Here is a 20,294-nt window from a genome sequence, read left to right as displayed (position 1 = left end):
TTCGAACCCTCACGGCACGGTTCTGTCGGGGTGAACCACCATGCCGGTCTCGGTTATCTCGTAGGGTCTTATGACGTTGTCGAAGCCGCTTCCGCGGAACTTGGTGACCTTGATGGCCCTCATCAGCTTTCCATCGCGCTCGAGGAGTTTCATCTCGATGACACCGCTCACAAGGTACTCCTCGATGTCGGTCCTCTCGAGTTCAGACGTTATGAGAACCGTCACCTTGAGACGCATCATGCTCTTGACGAACGTCAGAAACGCCCTGCGGTAGTCAATCTCGTCCTTTGTGGCCAGCTTGAGCATCGTTATCGGGTCAACGACCACCCTCGAGTAGCGCCTGACCCTGAACTGCTCCTTTATTGATTCGGTGAGCTTGTTGAGGTTCTTGGCGAAGGTCTCGAAGAAGTCTTCAACCAAAACGTAGTGCTCGGTTGTTGGGGTAGCGTCAATTAGGGTGAAATCCTCGTGGTAAACGTCGAAGCCCATCCTCCCGAAGTCCTCTCTTATGTTCTCGGCGGGCTCTTCAAGGGTTATATACAGTACACTCTCCCCGTTTGCAACCCCCGCCATCGCAAAGTGCATGGCCAGGGTCGTCTTTCCGGTTCCGGGCGAACCCTTGACGAGGTAAACCCTTCCGGGAATCAATCCACCGTGAAGCATTACGTCAAGCCCAGGGACCCCGGTTGAAATCCTTCCTGCGACCATCGCCTCTCAGCCATAACTTTTAACGACGTTCCCAATATAAGCTTATCTCTTCCCGTGGACACCGAATACCCTTCGAAAGAACTTTGAAAAAGGGAAGGGACGGGAAAGTCCCAACTAACCTCGGTGGGAATCACGAGAGCGTCTTTAGGACGAAGGCGAGCAAATCGGCAAGCTCCCTCGCCCTCGTCTCAGGTGAAGCACCCATGTGCCCGCTCTTTGTCTCGACGCGGAGATAAACCGGTGCTCCTACCTCTTTCAGCTTCAGGAAGAACTTTATTGCATGGGCCGGGTGCACGCGGTCGTCGTGGAGGCCGGTGTAGATGAGCGTCGGCGGGTATTCTGCAGGCCTGACGTTGTGGTATGGAGAGTATCTCAGCAGGAACTCCCTGTCCTTCGGGTCGTCGGGGTTGCCGTACTCCGGAATCCAGACGCTACCGATGTAGAGTTTGTGGAAGCGCATCATGTCTATGACGGGGTAGCCTATCAGCGCCGAGTCCATTACGTCCGGCCTCTGGACGAGGGTTGCCGAGACCAAGAGGCCGCCGTTGCTCCTGCCCCACGCCGCTACCCTGTATCCTTCGCCCTTCAGCTTCTCAAGGACGGCTATGAAGTCGTCGAAGACGTTCTGCTTGTTCTCCCTCATTCCTGCCCTGTGCCACTCCTCACCGTACTCGCTTCCGCCGCGCAGGTTGGCCATTCCGAAGGTTCCCCCGCGCTTTATGAAGGGAATCGCCTGCGGGAAAAAGCGTGGCGTCAGCGAGATGTTGAAGCCACCGTATCCGAAGACCCAGGCTTTCTTCTCGTCCCTCTCGCCCTTCACGAGGAAGTAGTGAACCTTTGTCCCGTCCTTTGAGACCGCGAAGTCCTCTTCGACCCTGAAGTTCCCCTCGATTTCTTGTCCCTCGACGAGCTTGAGCTCTCCGTCGAACTCGTAGAGCCTGTAGGGAACGGTGAAGCTCTCGTAGCGGAGCAAAACCTTCTTTCCGTCGGCGTCGAGCGGGTAAACGCTCCCAGGGAGGTCGAAGGTCATCTCGTCGAGCTTTTCTCCGTCGAGCGAGTAAACCTCAAGCCTGTGGCTCGCGTGCACGAGCCTGCCCGCGAGGATTTTGTCCCCGACCAGAACGGCCCACTCAAGGGGGAACTCGCCCTCGGGGATTACCTCCTCGACTTTTCCGTCCTTGACCGCGATGAGCTTTCCTAAGCCCTTCCCCTCTCTGGTCAGGAGGTAGAGCTTTCCGTTGATTACGTCAACCGGCTCGACCGGAACCTCAGCGGAGTAAACCTTCTCCCACTTCTCGGGCTCGTCTATCGGGCCGGCGTAGATTTCCGCGCTGTTCCAGCCAAACGTTACCGTAACCATCGCCGTTCTCTTGTCACTGCTCTTCCTCAGCGAGATGAAGTAGCCAGACCCGAGGCCCTCGCCGAAGACGAGTTTTTCTCCGCTTGCGTCCTTCCGGAAGAACCTCTCAGCGGGGGCTTTAACTCCGTCGGGGGTCTCTCCACTCCTGTAGAAGCGGGCGAAGTAGTAGCCGTCTTCAAGGAAGGTGACGTTCCACACCGACGGCCTGAGCTCCTCGATTAGCTCGCCGGTTTCGAGGTCGACGATTCTCGTTATTCCCTCGTCGGCACCGCCTATCGAGAAGCTGTAGGCCAAGAACCTGCCCCTTCCGTCCGCGGTGAACCCCTGAAGGAGAACTTCATCGTTGAGCTCCTTCTCAAGCTCCTTCGAGTCAACTATATCCTCTCCGCCGAGCCACATGATAATTTGCCTGTCCCTCTCGCGGTACATCGCTATAACGCCCTTCTCCGTCAGCTTCGCACCTGTTAAGACTGGAATCGAGTAGTACTCCCAGACCTCGGGAAAGAGTTCGTCGCTCAGCTCTCCTATGAACTCTCTAAACCTCCTGTTCTCATCCTCGACGAGCTTTAGAACGCGCTCGTCCTTCAGGTTCTCGGCCCATATATATTCGTCCATGAAAATCACCGTCTTAACGTTCGGCGGAGGGGATAAAAAGGTTTGCCGTCCCGACGCTCCACACATTGTCTTTCACTATCCCAATGGCGAGCACCTTCTTTTCGAAGGGAAGCTCCAAAGCCTTTCTCGCGAGTTCTTCAGCACTCTCGAAAGCCGGGAACTCAAGCTCGGTGAAGCCAAGGTTGTACGTTGCCGTGACGAAGGCCTTTCCTTCCCTCAGCTCCAGCTCTCTCACCCAGAACTCATCTTTTCCGGCGAAGCCGAGCCAGCCCTTACCGCCGGTTCCGATTATCCCGGCTATCCTCGGCGTGCTGTATTCATCTCTCTCGTAGTCGAGGGCATCAAGAACGTGGATTAGGGCCTTCTTCGGGCTTTCCCACTCGAGGGCCTGAGCTATGAAGTCCGTCTGGAGGCCGTTCGTGATTACGGCGTATTCGCTAAGGAGCCTCACCACCGGGTAGCTCACGTAGGGGTTGTCCGTCTCCGTTAGGTTCTCGATGTAGACGGCGTTTCCCCTTACGATTGCCCTCCTCCTCGGAAAGGAGCGGGAGCAGAGGAGGTAGAAGGCGAAGGGCTTCCCCTTCATAAGCCCGACCCCGAGGGTTCTGCCAGTGTAGGTCACGTTACCACCTCCCCGAGCCGGTCTTCCTCGATGGCCAGCTTGATTTCCCGCGCTATCCTCCTTCCGACGCTCATGGGCTCGTTCCAGTAGAGCCTTCCGTACCAGTGGAGGGCGTTCGAACCGCCGTCGATGCGCGAGGCGAAGCCTATCGCCCTAAAGCTACCGTTGTAGGCGAAGTGGAGCGCGAAGGGCCCGATGATTCCGGGCGGTTCGAGCTTCTTCATGGCTTCCACGAATGCCAGACCGTAGTCGTAGAGCCCCGGAAGGAGCGACTCCCTCAAAGCGACGCCAACGTTTCCCGCTATCGTGTAGGGGAGCGGTTTCACCGGCCAACGGGCGTTTCCGTCGGCGATAACTACCCTCTCGTCGACGCCGAGGAGTTCGAGCCTTTCCAGAATCGGCGAGTAGAAGAAGTGGACGTAGAGGTAAACGCCCGGGACGAACTCCTCTATCCTGTGGGGTTCCTTAAGCTCCCCTAACTTCTCATCAAGCTCCTCCCCGCGCGCTATGAAGTGCCCGCTCCCTCCCCTCGGCCCCTCAAGGCGGACGAAGTAGAGTTTCTCCGGCTCAACCTCATCGGGCTCGATGACCCGAATCCTCGGAATTCCCGCCTCGTCGAGGGCTTTATCCTGGAGTTCAAAGTTGGTTTCCCACTTGAGGAAGCGCCTGTTGCCGAAGAACTTTGCTTTGGCTCTCTCTATCCTCTCAAGGCCGAGGTAGGCCACGAAAGAGCCGTGAGGGATTACTATTCCGTCGTCTTCGAGAATCACGCCCATGTCTTCAGTGACTACAAGCTCGTCCGCGAGCCTCGTGGAGGCGTAGAAAGCTTTTCTTTCGGGCTTCACGTAGAGTCTCGTCCTGAACACCTCGTCTTTGGCCCCGAGGAGAATCTGAAGGGAGGAATGAGACGCTATCGTCGAGATTATCATCCAACCACCTCCGAGAGTTCCTCGAGCGTCAGAATCTTCCCGTCCCTCGCGATGCGCATGGTATCTCCGCTCAGCTCATCTATGACGATTAGCTCGCCGTCAAGCCTGCCAAACTCGAGCTTAAAATCAACGAGCTGGAGGCTCTTCGAGGAAAAGAACTCCCGCAGGATTTCCGCGACCTTTCTGGTGGTTTCCTTCATCGCCTCAACCTCTTCTTCCCCCGCGATTCCGAGGGCAGTTACTGCTTCCTCCGCTATGAGTGGGTCGTCGAGCGAGTCGTCCTTCAGGGTGAATTCCACTATCCCGAGCCTCTGGAACGGCCTCACCCAGCCTTTGTAGCGCCGAAGGAAGCTTCCGTAGGCCAGCTCGCGGTAGATGACCTCCAGCGGAATCCTCTCGGCCTTCAGAAAGCGGGCTTTTCTATCGTCAATTCTCTCCACGAAGTGCGTCTTTACGCCGTTCCCCTCAAGCAACCTGAAGAAGAACTCGGTCTGCTTCAAAACGAGGCTTCCCTTCCCGGTTTTCTCGCCGATTACCTCGTTGCCCCCGCTGTCCTCCCTGCCTTCCCTTCCGAGAACCGTGTCCTTGAAGTGGAAGATGAGAAAGGGCCCGTCCTCGTAGACGTCCTTCGTCTTGCCGGAATAGACGAGCCTCAAGCTCTCACCCCTTCCTCAGCATGTCGTTGATGAGCTTTATCGCGCATAAATCACCGCACATCGAGCAGGCCTCAGTTTTCGTCGGCCTCTCCTTCCTTATCTCGATGAACTTCTCCCTGTCCTGGCTCAGCTCGTACTGCTTCGCCCAGTCGAGTTTACCGCGCGCGAGGCTCATGAGGTAGTCCTTTTTAAAGTCGGCCTCGAAGCGGGTCAAATTGACCGCGTGGGCGGCTATCTTCGCCGCTATAACTCCCTCGCGGACGTGCTCAACAGTAGGCAGTCCGAGGTGTTCAGCAGGGGTAACGTAGCACAGGAAGTCAGCGCCGTTCAACGCCGCTATCGCTCCCCCTATGGCGGACGTGATGTGGTCGTAGCCCGGAAAGATGTCGGTAACGATTGGGCCGAGGACGTAGAAGGGCGCGTTGTCAGTTGCAACCTTCGCGAGCTTTATCTGGGCCGGAATCTGGTCAATCGGCACGTGGCCGGGACCCTCGACCATCGTCTGGACCCCGGCTTCCCTCGCGCGCCTTACGAGCCTTCCGAGGGTGTAGAGCTCGGCAATCTGAAGCTCGTCGCCCGCATCTGGAAGACCGCCGGGTCTAAGTCCATCGCCGAGGCTCAGAACAACGTCGTACTCCTTGGCGAGCTCAAGCAGGTAGTCGTAGTCCCTGTAGAACGGGTTCTCCTCGCCCCAGTGGAGTATCCACGCCGCGAGGAAGGTTCCTCCGCGCGAGACCATGCCAACGACTCTTTTCACCCTCTTCATCTTCTCGACGACTTCTTTAGTAACTCCGACGTGAATCGTCGTGTAGTCAACGCCGTCCCTGAAGTGCTTCTCAACGGCCTTCCACATGTCGTCCTCGGTCATCTCGATGATGGCCTTTCCCTTAGCCAGCATCTCCTCGGCGGCCTGGTAGATTGGAACTGTGCCAATGGGCGCGTCAACGGCATGCATGATGGCCTTCCTTATTGAATCGAGGTCACCCCCTGTGGAGAGGTCCATTATCGTGTCGGCGCCGTACTTGACGGCGACCTTAGCCTTCTCTATCTCCGCCTTAACGTCCACTATGTCGCGCGACGTTCCAATGTTGGCGTTGACCTTAACGCGGACGACGTTGCCCACCGCGACCGGCTTAACCCAGTCGTGGCGGACGTTCCTGAATATCACAGTGTGCCCCTTCGCCACGCTCCTCCTGAGCTTTTCGGCGCTTATCCCCTCCCGCTCGGCGATAAACTTCATCTCCTCCGTGATTACTCCCCGCTTGGCATCCTCAAGCTGGGTCATTCCAATCACCCGGTTTTAAAACCTGTTTATAACAAAGTTTTTAAATTTCAAAACTCAGTTTTGAGCGGGACTTAAAAGGTTTTGGGTGGTCGCGATGCTGAGGGAGATAGAGATAAGCAGGGCGATAATAGAGGCCTACACTTCCGAGCTCCTCGAAAGCCTGAGCCTCGACGTCGCTATTGTGGGTGCCGGCCCCTCGGGGATGGTAGCGGGCTACTACCTCGCCAAGAACGGTGCGAAGGTGGCCATCTTCGAGAAGAAGCTCTCAACCGGGGGCGGAATCTGGGGCGGCGCGATGGGCTTCAACAAAATCGTCGTTCAGGAGGAAGCGAGAGAAATACTCGATGAGTTCGGGATAGACTACAGACCATCCGGAAACGGCCTCTACGTCGCTGACGCCATCGAGACGGCAACGACGATAGCGAGCAAAGCCGTAAAGGCCGGCGTGAGGTTCTTCAACATGGTTGAGGTTGAGGATTTGGTTCTCAAGGAGAACCGCGTCGCGGGAATCGTAATCAACTGGACGCCGGTGATGATGACGGGTCTTCACGTTGACCCGCTCACGGTCGAGGCGCGCTTTGTGATTGACGCCACCGGCCACGGAGCGCAGGTTACGCAACACCTCGTCAGGCGCGGTCTCCTCCAGGTTCCAGGGGAGGGGCCGATGTGGGCCGAGAGGGGCGAGGAGCTCACCGTAAAGCACACGAGGGAGGTCTTTCCGGGCCTCTACGTCACGGGGATGGCCGCCAATGCCATCGCTGGAGCGCCGAGGATGGGGCCGATATTCGGGGGAATGTTCCTGAGCGGAAGGAAAGCGGCCCTTGAAATCCTTGAGAAGCTGAGGTGATGGGATGGCCGTCCTGATTGTAGCGGGCCTCGACACCGGGGGCGGGGCCGGTTTAAAGGCCGACATCGAGACGGTCTCCGCCTTAGGCGAGCACCCGCTCCCGGTTCTGACTGCTGTCACCTACCAGAACCCCTCGGAGGTGAGGGGCTATCATCCCCTCCCTCCGGAAGTCGTGAGGGAGCAGATACGGGCCGTTAAGGACGGCTTTGAGGTCAAAGCGGTCAAAATCGGGATGCTGGGGAGCGGTGAGATTGCCCAGGCCGTGAGGGAAGAAACGGAAGGCTTTACCAGGGTTTTCGACCCTGTGATGGCCTCAAGCACTGGTGCGAAGCTCATTGACAACGCTGAATCGCTCAAGACCCTCGTTCCCGGCTCGATAGTCACGCCCAACGTCCCGGAGGCCGAAGCGCTGACCGGCCTCAAAATCCGCTCGGTTGAAGATATGGGAAAAGCCGCGAAGGCCCTCGTGGAGAACCTCGGCGCCGAGGGTGCTGTCGTAACGGGGGGACACCTTGACCTCACCGACGTCCTCTACTGGCAGGGAAAACTCTACAGGTTCCCGGGAGAAAAGGCCGAGGGCTTCACCCACGGAACCGGCTGTGCCTTCTCCTCGGCTCTGGCGACGTTCCTCGCCAAAGGACTTGAGCTCCCTAAAGCCGTCGAGATGGCGAAGCGCTTCGTTGAGAACTCCATCAGGTTTTCAAAGGCGGAAGCCAGAGCCGTAAACCCCCTCTGGGAGCTGGAGAGGGACTCTTACCGCTGGAAAGCTGAGAAAGAGCTTGAAGGGGCCGTTGAGGAGCTGGTGGCCTTTGGAGAGAGTCTCAAACAGTATGTTCCGGAGGTGGGAACTAACTTCGCCCTCGCGACGCCCTTTGGAGAAGTCTTCGCCGTCAAGGGAAGAATCGTCCGCTATGGAAAGACCGTAAAGCCCGTCGGCCCCGTCGAGCTCAACGCCAGCGACCACCTGAGGAGGGCCCTCCTCAGGATGCGCGAGTTCTACCCGGAGCTTAAAGCGGTTCTGAACCTCCGCTACTCGGAGGAGCTGATAGAGAAGACAGAAGAACTCGGTCTCGTCGTTTCGTTCTACGACCGCAGGGAAGAGCCTGAAGAGGTGAAGAGGGCAGAGAGGGGGACTATGGAGTGGGGCATCGAGAGGGCAGTGAAAAGGGCCGGAAAAAGGCCCGACGTGGTTTACCATCTCGGCGACTGGGGAAAGGAGCCGATGGTTCTGGTCTTTGGACGGGACGCAGGGGAGGTCGTGGAGAGGGTGCGGAAGCTCTTGGGCTAACGTTTTAACTCCCTCTTCCCTATTTATCCCGGTGATTCCATGCTCATAAGGGGGAAAGTTGCAGGTAGCGAAATCCCGCGCTTCAAGCACCGCTGGTTCGGAATCCTCGAAGTTGAAGCTGATGGCGAAAAGTATCGCCTCTACATGACGGGCAACGTTGCCCAGTGGTTTCTGAACGGCGATGAGGTTGAGGTTGAAATCCTCCACAAGCCAAAGGAGAAGGACGGCGTTAAGGTTCTCGACTTCGACGATTATAGGCTGTGGAAGTTCTACGAGGGCGATAGAATTCCGGTGTGGCCCCTCTTCGAGAAGGAAGTCGAGGCCAAGCGCTACTCGCCTTTGACCGGCGAGCTCCTCTACACCTACAAAATCCGCGCCCGCGAGGCGAAATACGAGTCCGACTTCGAGGCGATAGCCGAGCTGGAGCAGTACCACTACGCGAGCCAGAAGGAGAAAGTGGCGTTATGGCGCTGTGAGAACGGCCACATCTTCGAGGCCAACACCAAGCAGAAGTGCCCAATCTGCGGGGCTGAAAGCCACATACTCGAGATAAAGGGCTCAACCCCAGCGTCGCGCTTTCTCATCTTCGAGCTCGTCGAGAGGGAAGAATACGAGCCGAGGATTCTCAGCTACGTCCGCGTTGACCCGCCGATACCGCTCATGCACCGTCGCTTGCCGAACGGCGAGGTGGAGAAGAACATCCGCGAGAAGGTCTTTCCCGAGGACTGGTTCCATCCGGCCTTCTGGCCGGAGCGCATAATGAGGGAGCTCTACGAGGAGCTGAAGAGGAAGTACGGGAAGAGGAGAATAGCCCGCTCCTACCTCTGGGAGCAGGCCAAGTGGAAAGCCTTGGCAGAGACCAACACAGCGGGCGCGAGGATTGCGAGGGTTGTGGTTCACCCCGACTACCGCTCCGACGGGCTGGGTCAGTTGAGCGTCAAGTCGGCCCTCGAGTGGATAGCCGAGCGCAGGATTCCCGAGATGCGGAAGAGGAAGCACATCGTCGAGACCATAGCGCAGATGGCCCGCTACAACCCGTTCTTCGAGAAGGTCGGCTTCAAGTTCCTCTGGGAGACCGCGAGCGGAAGGCCGGTCCTCTTCTACCCTCTGACCGAGGAGGCAAAAGAGTACATCGAGCGCTTTTTGAAGGAGGACCCCTACGCGCCTCCTGAGGGCAGGCTCTGGAAGCCGAGCTACGGAAAGGTTGAGCCCTTAGCCGGGCCGATAAAGTTCCTCAACGTCAGCAAGGTCTTCGAGAGCGAGCTCGACATCAAGGGCCTGCCCGAGGAGATTCAGGAACTGCTCAAGGCCTTTGGAGTGAGACACCGCGTTATCCAGAGGCCCGTTTTACGGAATTTGAACTTCGAAATCCAGCCGGGCGAGCTCATAGCTGTTGTCGGCGCGAGCGGGGTGGGGAAGACGACGTTGCTGAGGCTTATCCTTGGAGCGGCCAACGGCTGGTGGGAGGAGCGCTTCAGGCCGACGGAAGGTGAGATTGAGGTTCCCGACAACGCCAAGGTCTCGGTTATGATTCCCGGTGAGTTCGAGCCGACCTTCGGGACGGAGAGCATATTGGAGCACGTTTACAGGAAGATAGGCGACCTCAACGCCGCTGTGGAGATACTCAACAGGGCGGGTTTGAGTGACGCCGTCCTTTACAGGGCGAAGTACGGCGAGCTGAGCACGGGCCAGAAGGAGCGGGCGAGGATAGCGTCCCTTTTGGCAGAGAAGCCCAACCTGCTCCTCATTGACGAGTTCGCGGCTCACCTCGACACGCTGACGGCGATGCGCGTCGCCAAGAAAGTAGGGGAGATAATCCGAGAGGCCGGAATAACGGCCCTGATAATCACCCACAGGCCCGAAGTGCTGAAGGCCCTTGACCCCGACAAGGTGCTCTTCGTGGGCTACGGGACGGCGAGGCTAAAGAACGCAAAGGATGTCGAAAAACGCTGAGCCGAGCCAGTGAAGGAGGAAGCTTGGGGCAAAGCTCTCCCCTTCCAAATCCATTTTTGCGAAGATTATTCCGGCCACCAAAGCGTAGGGCACCTCTACTCCGGGCTTCCCTATATGAACGAGCGTGTAGGGGATGTCCTGGAGGACTATCGCCAGCCACTCGTTCTTTCTGGCGAGCGGGAAGAGGAGGAAGCCCCTGTAAAAGGCCTCGTGGGCGAGCATTATCAGCCCCATGCCGAGCTCCCCGAGGAGGAAGCTTCCCGGGCCCGAGTAGGGAAAGACAGGGTAGTAGTTTCGCATTGAGGGAATCGTAGCCCCGTAGAGGCTGAGCGGAATTGAGAGGGCGAAGAGCAGGAGGAATAGCTTGACGCCTCTGCGGTTCGGTGGTTTGAGCCCCAGCTCTTCCGGCCTGAAGCCGAGGGCCATCGAGATTGCCAGGGGAACGAGCAGGTAGGCAACGAGAACAATCAGAACGTGCCCCCAGAAAGAGGCAGGGATTAGCCAGGGGACGAAGCTCAGGGGAAAGAGAAGGACGTAAAGAAGCGAAGCTCTGTCCATTCTTCACACCATAAAGCTTATCTGGACGGTGTTGGCATAGCGCCTGACCTCGATTCCGCGGTTTGTGAAGGCTATGCCTATCTCAAGGGGCCTCTTGGGGTTCGCCCTCCTGATGACGCGGATTCCGACCTCGTCGCCGATTCTGTCTTTGTTGAGCCTGTTGATGTGGTCGTAGAGCAGTCTGAGGAAGTTCCGGTAATCCTGCATCTCCTCTAAGAATTCTCTCTGCTCCGGGTTTAGCCTGGGGTATAGGTAGCGGTGGAAGAACCAGTCGAAGGAGCTGTAGGTCTCGGAGGCGTGGGCGAAGAGGAGCTTGTAAAAGTCTATGTTCTTGTTGCCAAAGGCCGAGTCCATGTACTCAATGGCCTTGCCGAGGTAGTTCGCGGCCTCGCTGAGCTTCATCCTTATGAGCCTCACGTCAAGGTCGTTGCCCCTGAGGAGGAGCTGGATGTAGCGCCCACCTCCGTAATCCATGTAAATAGTGTTGTAGAACAGCACGAGCCTCGACGGGCGAACCGTCATGTACTGGGCAAGCCTCCGTATGACGTCCGAGAGCCTGTTAAGCCCGCGCGGGTCCCCGATTAGGAGGGCCTCCATTCCGTAGAGGTTCTCCTGGATGACCACGTCGTTGTCGAGCCAGAACTCCACTTCCCTCCTCCAGCCCGGCATGTTGTAGCGGTTCAGGATTCTGAGGTCGAGTATCGAAACGGGAACCTCCTTCTGAACCCTGCCAAAGCGCTTCTTGAAGATGACGACGGGATGATAACCGCTCGAGGGGTTGAGGTACGATACTGGAATCTCCATAACGCGCCTGAGGGCTAAAAGGGCATCCTTAATCTTGGGTATGTCATCCTGAGTGAACCTGCTTCCCAAGTCCTGGAGGAGAATTTCAAAGCGACTCGCCATGCGCACCCCCTAAGAAAGAAGATTGAAAGTGGGGGTTAAAAACTTCACTCAGAGCCCTTCTCCTCAGCGGCCTTGGTCTTCTTCTTGCTGGTGGTCTTCTTGGTGGTCGTCCTCCTGGTCTTCCTGCCCTTGGTGCTCTTCCTGGTTCTCTTCTTGGGCTTCTCTTCCTCCTCGGCCTTCTCGGCTTCTTCCTTTGGCTCCTCAGTCTCCTTGGTTTCCTCGTCCTCTGCCTTCTCCTTGGCAGGCTTCTCCTCCTGAGTGGTCTCGGTGGTCTCCTCGGTGGCTTCGGTAGTCTCAGCAGGCTCGGCCTCTTCAACCTTTTCCTCAATGACCTCTTCCTCGGCTTCGGCCTCCTCTGGAGGCTTGAGAAGCTCCTCCACGTTCGGCTTGAAGGTTATCTCCTCGTAGCCAAGGAACTTGAGGTCGCTCTCAAGGAGTATCTCACCGAGGGCAAGGGTTCCCCTGTCAACCTCGTCGAGAACCGGGGTGAAGTCAACTACGACGTCCTTCTCTCCAACCTCGATGATGACCTTGTTGGCGTCGACCCTCTGGAGGCGGAGCTCAATCATGCCCTTGACCTTCTCTATCGGGTCCTCGACCTTCTCGACTATCTCGACCTCATAGATAAGGTGCTTGCCCGCATACGGGTGGTTGAAGTCGACCCTAACACGGCCCCCGCTGACGGTGAGGACCCTTCCCTTGAGCTTCCTTCCGCTCTCGGTCTCAATCTCGACCGGCATTCCTGGGAACGGGATTATGCCCTGCCTCCTGAACTGGCCGAGGGTGAAGGTCTTGATAAGCTTCCTGTCGCGCCTTCCAAAGCCCTTCTCGGGCGGAATCTCTATCTCGTACTTCTTACCGACCTCAAGGCCCTCCAGGGCTTCGTCGAGACCCTGAAGGACGTGGCCGGCACCGACCGCTATCGGGACCGGACCGTAAACGCCGTTCTCCTTGTAAATGCCAGCCTGCTTGGCTATCTCCTCATCGGTAGTGTCGAAAATCTCGCCGGTTTCCTTAATCTTTCCGGTGTAGCGGAGCTTTATGACGTCTCCCTTCTCAACCTTGACCATCTTTACAACCCCCTTTTTCGGGCTCTAACCGGAGTTGTGGAGTTGGTTTTTAAGCTTTCCCGCAACGATAAGCTAATAAAAAGGCCCTCCCAAAAGGCCCCGGTGGTGGGAATGGCGATTAGGATATACAACACCCTCACGAGGCAGAAGGAGGAGTTCAAGCCCCTTCGCGAAGGCGAGGTTAGAATGTACGTCTGCGGCCCGACGGTTTACGATTACCCCCACCTCGGCCACGCGAGGACTTATATTGCCTTCGACGTCATAAGGCGCTACCTTGAGCACAAGGGCTACACGGTTCTCATGGTCATGAACTTCACGGACATAGACGATAAAATCATCAAACGCGCCAACGAGACCGGCGAGGACCCGAAGGAACTGGCGGAGCGCTTTTTGAGGATTTTCCTCGAGGACATGAAAGCCCTGAAGGTCAAGCCGGCCGACGTCTACCCGCGCGTCACCGAGCACATGGAGGACATCATCAACTTCGTGAAGAAGCTCCAGGAGAAGGGCTACGCCTACGAAGGTAGCGACGGCGTTTACTTTGAGGTCAGAAAGTTCAAGGAATACGGAAAGCTGAGCAAGATAAAGCTCGAGGACCTCGTGAAGGGCGCGCGCGTCGAGCCCGGTGAAGGCAAGAGGAACCCCGAGGACTTCGCGCTCTGGAAGAAGGCGAAACCCGGCGAACCGAAGTGGGAAAGTCCCTGGGGCGAGGGAAGGCCCGGCTGGCACATAGAGTGCTCCACGATGAGCAGTAAGTACCTCGGAGAGAGCTTCGACATCCACGGCGGAGGAAACGACCTCATCTTCCCGCACCACGAGAACGAGATAGCCCAGAGCGAGGCCTGCTTCGGCCACGAGTGGGTTCACTACTGGATGCACACGGGTTTTCTGATGGTGAACGGCGAGAAGATGAGCAAGAGCCTCGGCAACTTCGTAACCGTTAGAGAGCTCCTCAAGCGCTACGACCCGGAGGTTATAAGGCTCTTCGTCCTCCAGAGGCACTACCGCTCGCCCCTCGACTACAGCGAAGAGGGCATAGAGCACGCCAAGAACAACCTTGAAAGGCTCTACAACACGCTCGAAAACATCCGCGTGGCAATGGAGAAGGCGGAGATTTCCTTCCGCTGGGACGAGCCCGAGTTCAGGGCCTACGAAGCCATAAGGGACGCCAGGAAGAAGTTCTACGAGGCCATGGACGACGACTTCAACACGGCCGAGGCCTTGAAGGCGGTCTTCGAGGTCAGCAACGCTATCAATAGATACCTCACCGAGGTGGAAAAGCCGAAGGAGAGCATCCTCAGGAAGGCGTGGGAGTTCTTCAAGGACGTCGGCGAGGTCTTCGGCCTGTTTGAGGACTACTTCAAGGAGCAGAAGGCCGGAAACGAGGAGGAACTCATAAAGCTCCTCGTTGAGGTCCGCGCCCAACTCAGGAAGGAGAGGAAGTTCGATTTGGCTGACAAAATCAGGGACGAGCTGAGAAAGCTTGGAATCCAGCTGGAGGACACACCGCAGGGAACGGTCTGGAAGAGGATTAAGGTTTGAGCTCTTTCGCTTCTTTCCTGCGGGACTACTTTTGGTTCTTCTGGGGTTCTTATTGCAACAACCGCGTAAGCAGGAACACGCGCCTGAGCCGGCTTCTTTCAATTCTCCTCGAGTCTTATTGCAACCTCGACAACCTGCCCGTCCTGGTCAACGATGATGGCCACTTTCAATTCTCTTCGAGTCTTATTGCAACCTATGAGGATTCTCTGGAGGCTGAAAAGCGTATTCTTGCTTTCAATTCTCCTCGAGTCTTATTGCAACACGCTGCCTGGTACGCTCGCTTATATCCCCCTCATAGCTTTCAATTCTCTTCGAGTCTTATTGCAACCTCGACAACCTGCCCGTCCTGGTCAACGATGATGGCCACTTTCAATTCTCTTCGAGTCTTATTGCAACCTATGAGGATTCTCTGGAGGCTGAAAAGCGTATTCTTGCTTTCAATTCTCCTCGAGTCTTATTGCAACACGCTGCCTGGTACGCTCGCTTATATCCCCCTCATAGCTTTCAATTCTCTTCGAGTCTTATTGCAACCTTTTCCAAACCCATTTTTGACCTCCGCTATTTCGCCAACATCTTTCAATTCTCTTCGAGTCTTATTGCAACCAATAAGGGCGATATAGCGTGGTTCACAGAGTAACCTTTCAATTCTCTTCGAGTCTTATTGCAACCACCGCGCCAACCGGACGGCAGTTAAGGAAAATCCTACTTTCAATTCTCTTCGAGTCTTATTGCAACTTACTTTATATCATTGATGAGGCTTCGGGCGTTGATGACTTTCAATTCTCTTCGAGTCTTATTGCAACCATACCTTTGAGATAGATTTCTACGATTTTGTCCCTCCTTTCAATTCTCTTCGAGTCTTATTGCAACGAGAAGTTCGACCTTGACGCCCTACCTCCTCTCCTGCTTTCAATTCTCTTCGAGTCTTATTGCAACCTGACTGGGGCTATTGTGGGCTTCCTTGGCATGATTCCTTTCAATTCTCTTCGAGTCTTATTGCAACCAATAAGGGCGATATAGCGTGGTTCACAGAGTAACCTTTCAATTCTCTTCGAGTCTTATTGCAACCACCGCGCCAACCGGACGGCAGTTAAGGAAAATCCTACTTTCAATTCTCTTCGAGTCTTATTGCAACTTACTTTATATCATTGATGAGGCTTCGGGCGTTGATGACTTTCAATTCTCTTCGAGTCTTATTGCAACCATACCTTTGAGATAGATTTCTACGATTTTGTCCCTCCTTTCAATTCTCTTCGAGTCTTATTGCAACGAGAAGTTCGACCTTGACGCCCTACCTCCTCTCCTGCTTTCAATTCTCTTCGAGTCTTATTGCAACTGCCAGGCTGAAGGAGGGCCTTGCGAGGGACCTTTACGCTTTCAATTCTCTTCGAGTCTTATTGCAACACGCCACCGCGGCCTCGAACATCATGCTCGCCACTTCCTTTCAATTCTCTTCGAGTCTTATTGCAACACGTGAACTACTTCGGCGAGAGGACCAGGATATGGTTTCTTTCAATTCTCTTCGAGTCTTATTGCAACAAAGAAAGTCGATTACGGCACGATACATCAAGAGCTCTTTCAATTCTCTTCGAGTCTTATTGCAACTATTCGACAAGATATCAAGCGTTTATGACTACTTCACTTTCAATTCTCTTCGAGTCTTATTGCAACAGGGCGCAAAACTCGTCCTTCCGCCCAACGAAGAGAAGAGAACACCGGAATATTTAAGCCTTTCTGGAAACCTGCGTTTACCCGGGGTCGGTCGTGCTGACCGTCACGTTGTCTCTCGCGGGGATTGGGTATCGTTCTCATGCCTGGCCCGGGGCACCGGTGGGATTTCTAGACTCACGAGAGCGTTTTAATGTTGGTTTTGAGGCAGTTTTGGTTTTGTCTGGCGGAATAATTGAACCTCATCAGGGTTCCAGTGGAAAGCTCCCCGCTCGTATCCAATCTGTTCGCTTCGAAAAAACTTCGTAACATTCCACCTGGAATCTGGAACACTATGTCGCATTTAAGGATTTGTAAAATCCGATTTCCAACCGCCTCTTCCGCCCGCTTGTTTTGAATTTTCCTCTCTACCGGGGCCCTTCTGGTCTCGGCCCTTTCTCACCGTGATACTCCCCTGAGAAAAGTGCCGGCTGATTTTATATCAAACCATGCATATTTAGCGGACAACTTAATAACCCACCGTAATGTTTAAAACCCGCAGGTCTTATAAGCGCCAGAAACAACGGCCAACGGTGGTTGAAATGGTGCGCTACATGGTAACCTCGGCACTCCCTTACGCGAACGGGCCGATTCACGCGGGCCACCTAGCGGGAGCGTATCTCCCGGCAGATATATTCGTTCGCTATCTGAGACTGAAGGGCGAAGAAGTGCTCTTCATCTGCGGAACCGACGAGCACGGAACACCGATAACCTTCCGCGCGCTCAAGGAAGGCAGAAGCCCGAGGGAAATCGTTGACGAGTTCCACGAGCACATAAAGACGACCTTCGAGAGGGCTAAAATCAGCTTCGACTACTTCGGCAGGACCGAGCTTCCCGTCCACTACCGGATAAGCCAGGAGTTCTTCCTCAAGGCCCTTGAAAACGGCCACCTCGTCAAGAAGGTCACCAAGCAGGCCTACTGCGAGCACGACAAGATGTTCCTCCCGGACCGCTACGTCATCGGAACCTGCCCCTACTGTGGGGCAGAAAACCAGCGTGGCGACCAGTGTGAGGTCTGCGGGAGGCCCTTAACGCCGGAAATCCTCATCAACCCGCGCTGTAACATCTGCGGAAACCCGATAACCTTCAAGGACTCTGCTCATTACTACATCAAAATGCAGGACTTCGAGGAGAGGCTCAAGAAGTGGATTGAGAGCCAGCACTGGAAGCCCAACGTCAAGAACACCGTCCTCGGCTGGATTAACGAGGGGCTGGAAGAGAGGGCCATAACGCGCGACCTCGACTGGGGAATCCCGGTTCCCCTCGACGACGAGGACGTTAAAGGGAAAGTCCTCTACGTCTGGTTCGAGGCACCGATAGGCTACATCTCCATAACCATCGAGGCCCTCAAGCGCGCTGGAAAGGAAAAGGAGTGGAAGAAGTTCTGGCTCAATCTCGACGGCGAGACCAAAGTTATACACTTCATCGGCAAGGACAACATACCCTTCCACGCGATATTCTGGCCGGCGTTCCTGATGGCCTACGGTAAATACAAAGACGAGGAAGTCGAGGCCGAGTGGAATCTGCCCTACGACATTCCCGCCAACGAGTACCTCAATCTTGAGGGCAAGAAGTTCTCGACGAGCAGGAACTGGGCCATCTGGGTGCACGAGTTCCTCGACGCGTTTCCAGCGGATTACCTGCGCTATTACCTCACCGCGATAATGCCCGAAACTCGCGACAGCGACTTCAGCTTCGCCGACTTCAAGGTCAAGATAAACGAGGAGCTGGTGAACAACCTCGGCAACTTCGTTCACCGCGCGCTCACCTTCGTGAACCGCTACTTCGATGGAGTCGTTCCGGAAAGGGGCGAGCTCAACGAACTGGACAAGGAGGCCTTTGAGGAAATCCAGAAGGCCTTCGAGGAGGTTGGTGAGCTCATAAGCCAGTACCGCTTCAAGGACGCGCTCAGAAGGGTTATGGAGCTGGCCATCTTCGGCAACCGCTACTTCGACCACCAGAGGCCCTGGAAGACGGCAAAGACCGACCGCGAGAGGACGGCCACCACCGTGAACGTCTCGCTCCAGATAGTTAAAGCCCTCGGAATCCTCCTTGAGCCGTTCTTACCGGATGCCAGCGAGAAGATATGGCACCTGCTCAACCTTGAGGAGCTCAAGCGCTGGGAGTTCACCGAGATTCCGGCCGGTCATCGCGTCAGGAAGGCAACTCCGATGTTCAGGAAGGTCACCGACGAGGACATCATCTACTTCATCCTCAACTACATCGCCAGAGGAAACCCGGAGAGTGCTAAACTGCTCCTCGACAAGTACTACAAGCGGGACGACGTTGTGAAGGTCGCCCTGGAGCGCTTCAAGAACAAAGAGGAGGCGAGGGCAATACTTAAGAGCGTCTACGGCGAGGAACTCGAGGTTAAGTCCGAAAAGCCCGGAAAGGCCTCGAAGAAGGAGAAGGTGAAGAAAAAGGAGGGTGGAAAGATGGACTACGTCAGCTTTGACGACTTCGCGAAGCTCGACCTCCGCGTTGGAAAGATAATCGAGGTCAAGGACCACCCGAACGCCGACAGGCTCTACGTGGTCAAGGTTGATTTGGGCGACGAGGTCAGACAGCTGGTGGCTGGCCTTAAGAAGTACTACAAGCCGGAAGAGCTCCTCAACAAGACCGTCGTCATCATAGCGAACCTCGAGCCCAAGAAGCTCCGCGGTGTCGAGAGCCAGGGAATGCTTCTGGCCGCTGATGACGGAGAGAACGTCGCCCTGCTCATGCCCGACAAGGAGGTAAAGCTCGGCGCGAGGATTAGGTGAGGCCTTTTTTGAAATCCCTTTCTCTTCCTCCGTTCCTGTACGTGGGGCGTGGTGTTCCCCAAGGGAAGAAAAGCCAAAGAGGTTTCTCTCCAGACTCGGTCGAGAGACTGAGGGAGCTATAGGGCGAACAGGTCATCGAGCTCAAAGACTAAGAAACCATCCTCCCTGAGCTTTTCCGCGTTTTCCACTCTTTTACCAACGAGACCCAGCTTAATCTCTTCCGCCTTGAGCTTAACGAGGCCGCTCTTCCGCTCCAGCTCGGCCAGTATCCTCTCGGCGTCGCGTTTCCTCAAATCGCTCCACTTGACCTCGAAGAAGTATGTCCTGCCCCTTTTCAGCCCCACGAAGTCTATCTCTTCGCTCTTACTCCACCACCTCCCACCCCTCTCGAAGGCAAACTCCCTCCAGAGGAAATCGGCAACGACCCTCTCAAAGACCCGCCCCATGTGGTGGTCGAAGTTTGCTTTGACCTCCTCAAGAACCTCGCAGTAGAGCTCCCGCTCAATCCTCTCCCTGTTCGGATAGACGAAGCGGAACCAGAAGCGGAAGTAGTTATCGGCGAACTCGTAGCGGGTGTTTCTCCTCTTCTCTGGCTCAAAGGCCGGGTGAACCTTGGCTATCACCCTTATCCTCGCGAGGTTGTCGAGGTAGCGCGAGACGGTTCCCCTGTCAAAGCCAGTGAAGTTCACTATCTCCCCGAAGCTCGTCTTCCCGAAGGCTATCGCCTTTAGTATCGCGAAGTAGCGCGCCGGCTCCCGGAATTCCTGCCTGAGGAGGAACTCCGCCTCGGTGTAGAGGGGGCTCTCCTTCCGAAGGAAGAGCCTTTCAACGTTCTCCCAGAATGATAACTTTCCATCAAACTGCCTCAGATATGCCGGAATCCCGTCGGCCACTCCATAGGCCTTCAGCCAGTCCTCCGGAGAGTAGCCCGGAAGGAACTCCCTAACGTGCCAATACATCAGCGGCTTCACGTCGAGCTGCATAGTTCTTCTCCCGTAGAGGGGGCTCTTATGACCAAGGAGTCTTTCCATCATGCCTATCGATGAACCCACGAGCACGAGCTTGACCTTTGAGTTCTGAATGTGTAAATCCCAGGCCTTCTGCAGGAGCGAGGGAAATGCTGGGTTCGAGGAGACAAGATAGGGAAGCTCGTCAATCGTTACGACGACTTTTTCTTCCCTCCTGGCTATGTACTCAAAGAGCTCGACCCAGCCGAGGTCGGAGCGGGCGAGGGGGAAGTCATCGAAGAACTCCCCGACCTTTCGTCTGAACTCCGCGAGGTTCTCCCGCTCGCTCCTCTCGTCGGCGAGGAAGTAAATCAGGGGAACGTTTTGGAATGCCTTAAGAACGAGTGCTGTTTTCCCAACTCTTCTCCTCCCATAAACTACTATCAACTCCGCTTTCTCACTCTCAAAGGCCCCCTTCAACGCCTCAATCTCGTGCTCCCTGTTCACAAATTGTTGTATCATGATTAGACTAATCACGT

15 protein-coding genes and 1 CRISPR repeat array are annotated in these 20,294 nt (G+C 55.7%); of the genes, 5 read left to right on the top strand and 10 right to left on the bottom strand.

What is annotated here, in order from left to right; genetic code table 11:
• Positions 1–9: 9 nt before the first annotated feature.
• The 6 genes from E3E30_RS03540 to thiC all read right to left on the bottom strand — a co-directional run bounded on the left by E3E30_RS03540 (position 10) and on the right by thiC (position 6,175).
• The gene (locus tag E3E30_RS03540) at positions 10–708 is read right to left on the bottom strand and encodes an ATPase domain-containing protein (protein WP_042689578.1); all 699 of its coding nucleotides are present in this window, start codon (positions 706–708) and stop codon (positions 10–12) included.
• A gap of 130 nt (positions 709–838) precedes the next feature.
• Positions 839–2,683, bottom strand: a complete 1,845-nt coding sequence (locus tag E3E30_RS03535) for a prolyl oligopeptidase family serine peptidase (RefSeq protein ID WP_167728923.1) — start codon at positions 2,681–2,683, stop codon at positions 839–841.
• A gap of 13 nt (positions 2,684–2,696) precedes the next feature.
• On the bottom strand, positions 2,697–3,305 hold the full coding sequence (locus E3E30_RS03530) for an IMP cyclohydrolase (protein WP_167728466.1): 609 nt from the start codon (positions 3,303–3,305) through the stop codon (positions 2,697–2,699).
• A complete protein-coding gene (locus E3E30_RS03525; RefSeq protein WP_167728465.1) occupies positions 3,302–4,234 on the bottom strand; it encodes a formate--phosphoribosylaminoimidazolecarboxamide ligase in 933 nt (310 codons plus the stop codon). The genes E3E30_RS03530 and E3E30_RS03525 overlap by 4 nt, the downstream gene beginning before the upstream one ends.
• Positions 4,231–4,890, bottom strand: a complete 660-nt coding sequence (locus E3E30_RS03520; protein WP_167728464.1) for a phosphoribosylaminoimidazolesuccinocarboxamide synthase — start codon at positions 4,888–4,890, stop codon at positions 4,231–4,233. Before E3E30_RS03520 ends, E3E30_RS03525 begins: the two co-directional genes overlap by 4 nt.
• Before the next feature lie 4 nt (positions 4,891–4,894).
• Positions 4,895–6,175, bottom strand: coding sequence for a phosphomethylpyrimidine synthase ThiC (gene thiC / locus E3E30_RS03515; protein ID WP_167728463.1), 1,281 nt, complete (start codon positions 6,173–6,175; stop codon positions 4,895–4,897).
• 94 nt (positions 6,176–6,269) lie between these two features.
• Between thiC and E3E30_RS03510 the strand changes: the two genes are divergently transcribed.
• Genes E3E30_RS03510 through E3E30_RS03500 form a run of 3 tightly spaced genes read left to right on the top strand, consistent with a single transcriptional unit; the run spans position 6,270 to position 10,263 of the window.
• Complete coding sequence (locus E3E30_RS03510) at positions 6,270–7,022, top strand: sulfide-dependent adenosine diphosphate thiazole synthase (RefSeq protein ID WP_167728462.1); 753 nt, start codon at positions 6,270–6,272, stop codon at positions 7,020–7,022.
• Positions 7,023–7,026: 4 nt separating this feature from the next.
• Entirely contained in the window at positions 7,027–8,310 is a 1,284-nt protein-coding gene (gene thiD, locus E3E30_RS03505; RefSeq protein WP_167728461.1) for a bifunctional hydroxymethylpyrimidine kinase/phosphomethylpyrimidine kinase, read from the top strand.
• A gap of 39 nt (positions 8,311–8,349) precedes the next feature.
• On the top strand, positions 8,350–10,263 hold the full coding sequence (locus E3E30_RS03500; protein WP_167728460.1) for an ATP-binding cassette domain-containing protein: 1,914 nt from the start codon (positions 8,350–8,352) through the stop codon (positions 10,261–10,263).
• Here the strand turns inward: E3E30_RS03500 and mrtA are convergent.
• Genes mrtA through E3E30_RS03485 form a run of 3 tightly spaced genes read right to left on the bottom strand, consistent with a single transcriptional unit; the run spans position 10,231 to position 12,797 of the window.
• Entirely contained in the window at positions 10,231–10,821 is a 591-nt protein-coding gene (gene mrtA, locus E3E30_RS03495) for a CPBP family archaeomyxosortase MrtA (RefSeq protein WP_167728459.1), read from the bottom strand. The two genes, E3E30_RS03500 and mrtA, sit on opposite strands and share 33 nt — an antisense overlap.
• Positions 10,822–10,824: 3 nt before the next feature.
• Positions 10,825–11,727: a hypothetical protein gene (locus E3E30_RS03490; RefSeq protein ID WP_167728922.1), complete on the bottom strand. Its 903-nt coding sequence runs from the start codon at positions 11,725–11,727 to the stop codon at positions 10,825–10,827.
• Between the two features lie 44 nt (positions 11,728–11,771).
• Positions 11,772–12,797, bottom strand: coding sequence for a peptidylprolyl isomerase (locus tag E3E30_RS03485; RefSeq protein ID WP_167728458.1), 1,026 nt, complete (start codon positions 12,795–12,797; stop codon positions 11,772–11,774).
• Between the two features lie 111 nt (positions 12,798–12,908).
• On the opposite strand from E3E30_RS03485, the gene cysS reads away from it, so the two are divergent.
• Complete coding sequence (cysS, locus tag E3E30_RS03480) at positions 12,909–14,339, top strand: cysteine--tRNA ligase (protein ID WP_167728921.1); 1,431 nt, start codon at positions 12,909–12,911, stop codon at positions 14,337–14,339.
• Between the two features lie 29 nt (positions 14,340–14,368).
• Positions 14,369–16,010: a CRISPR direct-repeat array (repeat unit 30 nt; unit sequence CTTTCAATTCTCTTCGAGTCTTATTGCAAC).
• Positions 16,011–16,588: 578 nt separating this feature from the next.
• Positions 16,589–18,808, top strand: coding sequence for a methionine--tRNA ligase (metG, locus tag E3E30_RS03475; protein ID WP_167728920.1), 2,220 nt, complete (start codon positions 16,589–16,591; stop codon positions 18,806–18,808).
• Between the two features lie 116 nt (positions 18,809–18,924).
• Here the strand turns inward: metG and E3E30_RS03470 are convergent, their stop codons facing one another.
• Entirely contained in the window at positions 18,925–20,277 is a 1,353-nt protein-coding gene (locus tag E3E30_RS03470; RefSeq protein ID WP_167728457.1) for an ATP-binding protein, read from the bottom strand.
• Between the last annotated feature and the right edge of the window lie 17 nt (positions 20,278–20,294).

This window comes from Thermococcus sp. 9N3, assembly GCF_012027685.1.
In the GTDB taxonomy this organism is placed as follows: Archaea; Methanobacteriota_B; Thermococci; order Thermococcales; family Thermococcaceae; genus Thermococcus; species Thermococcus nautili.
The sequence above is the reverse complement of the archived record's forward strand: the minus strand, read 5'-3'. Positions and strand labels throughout refer to the sequence as shown.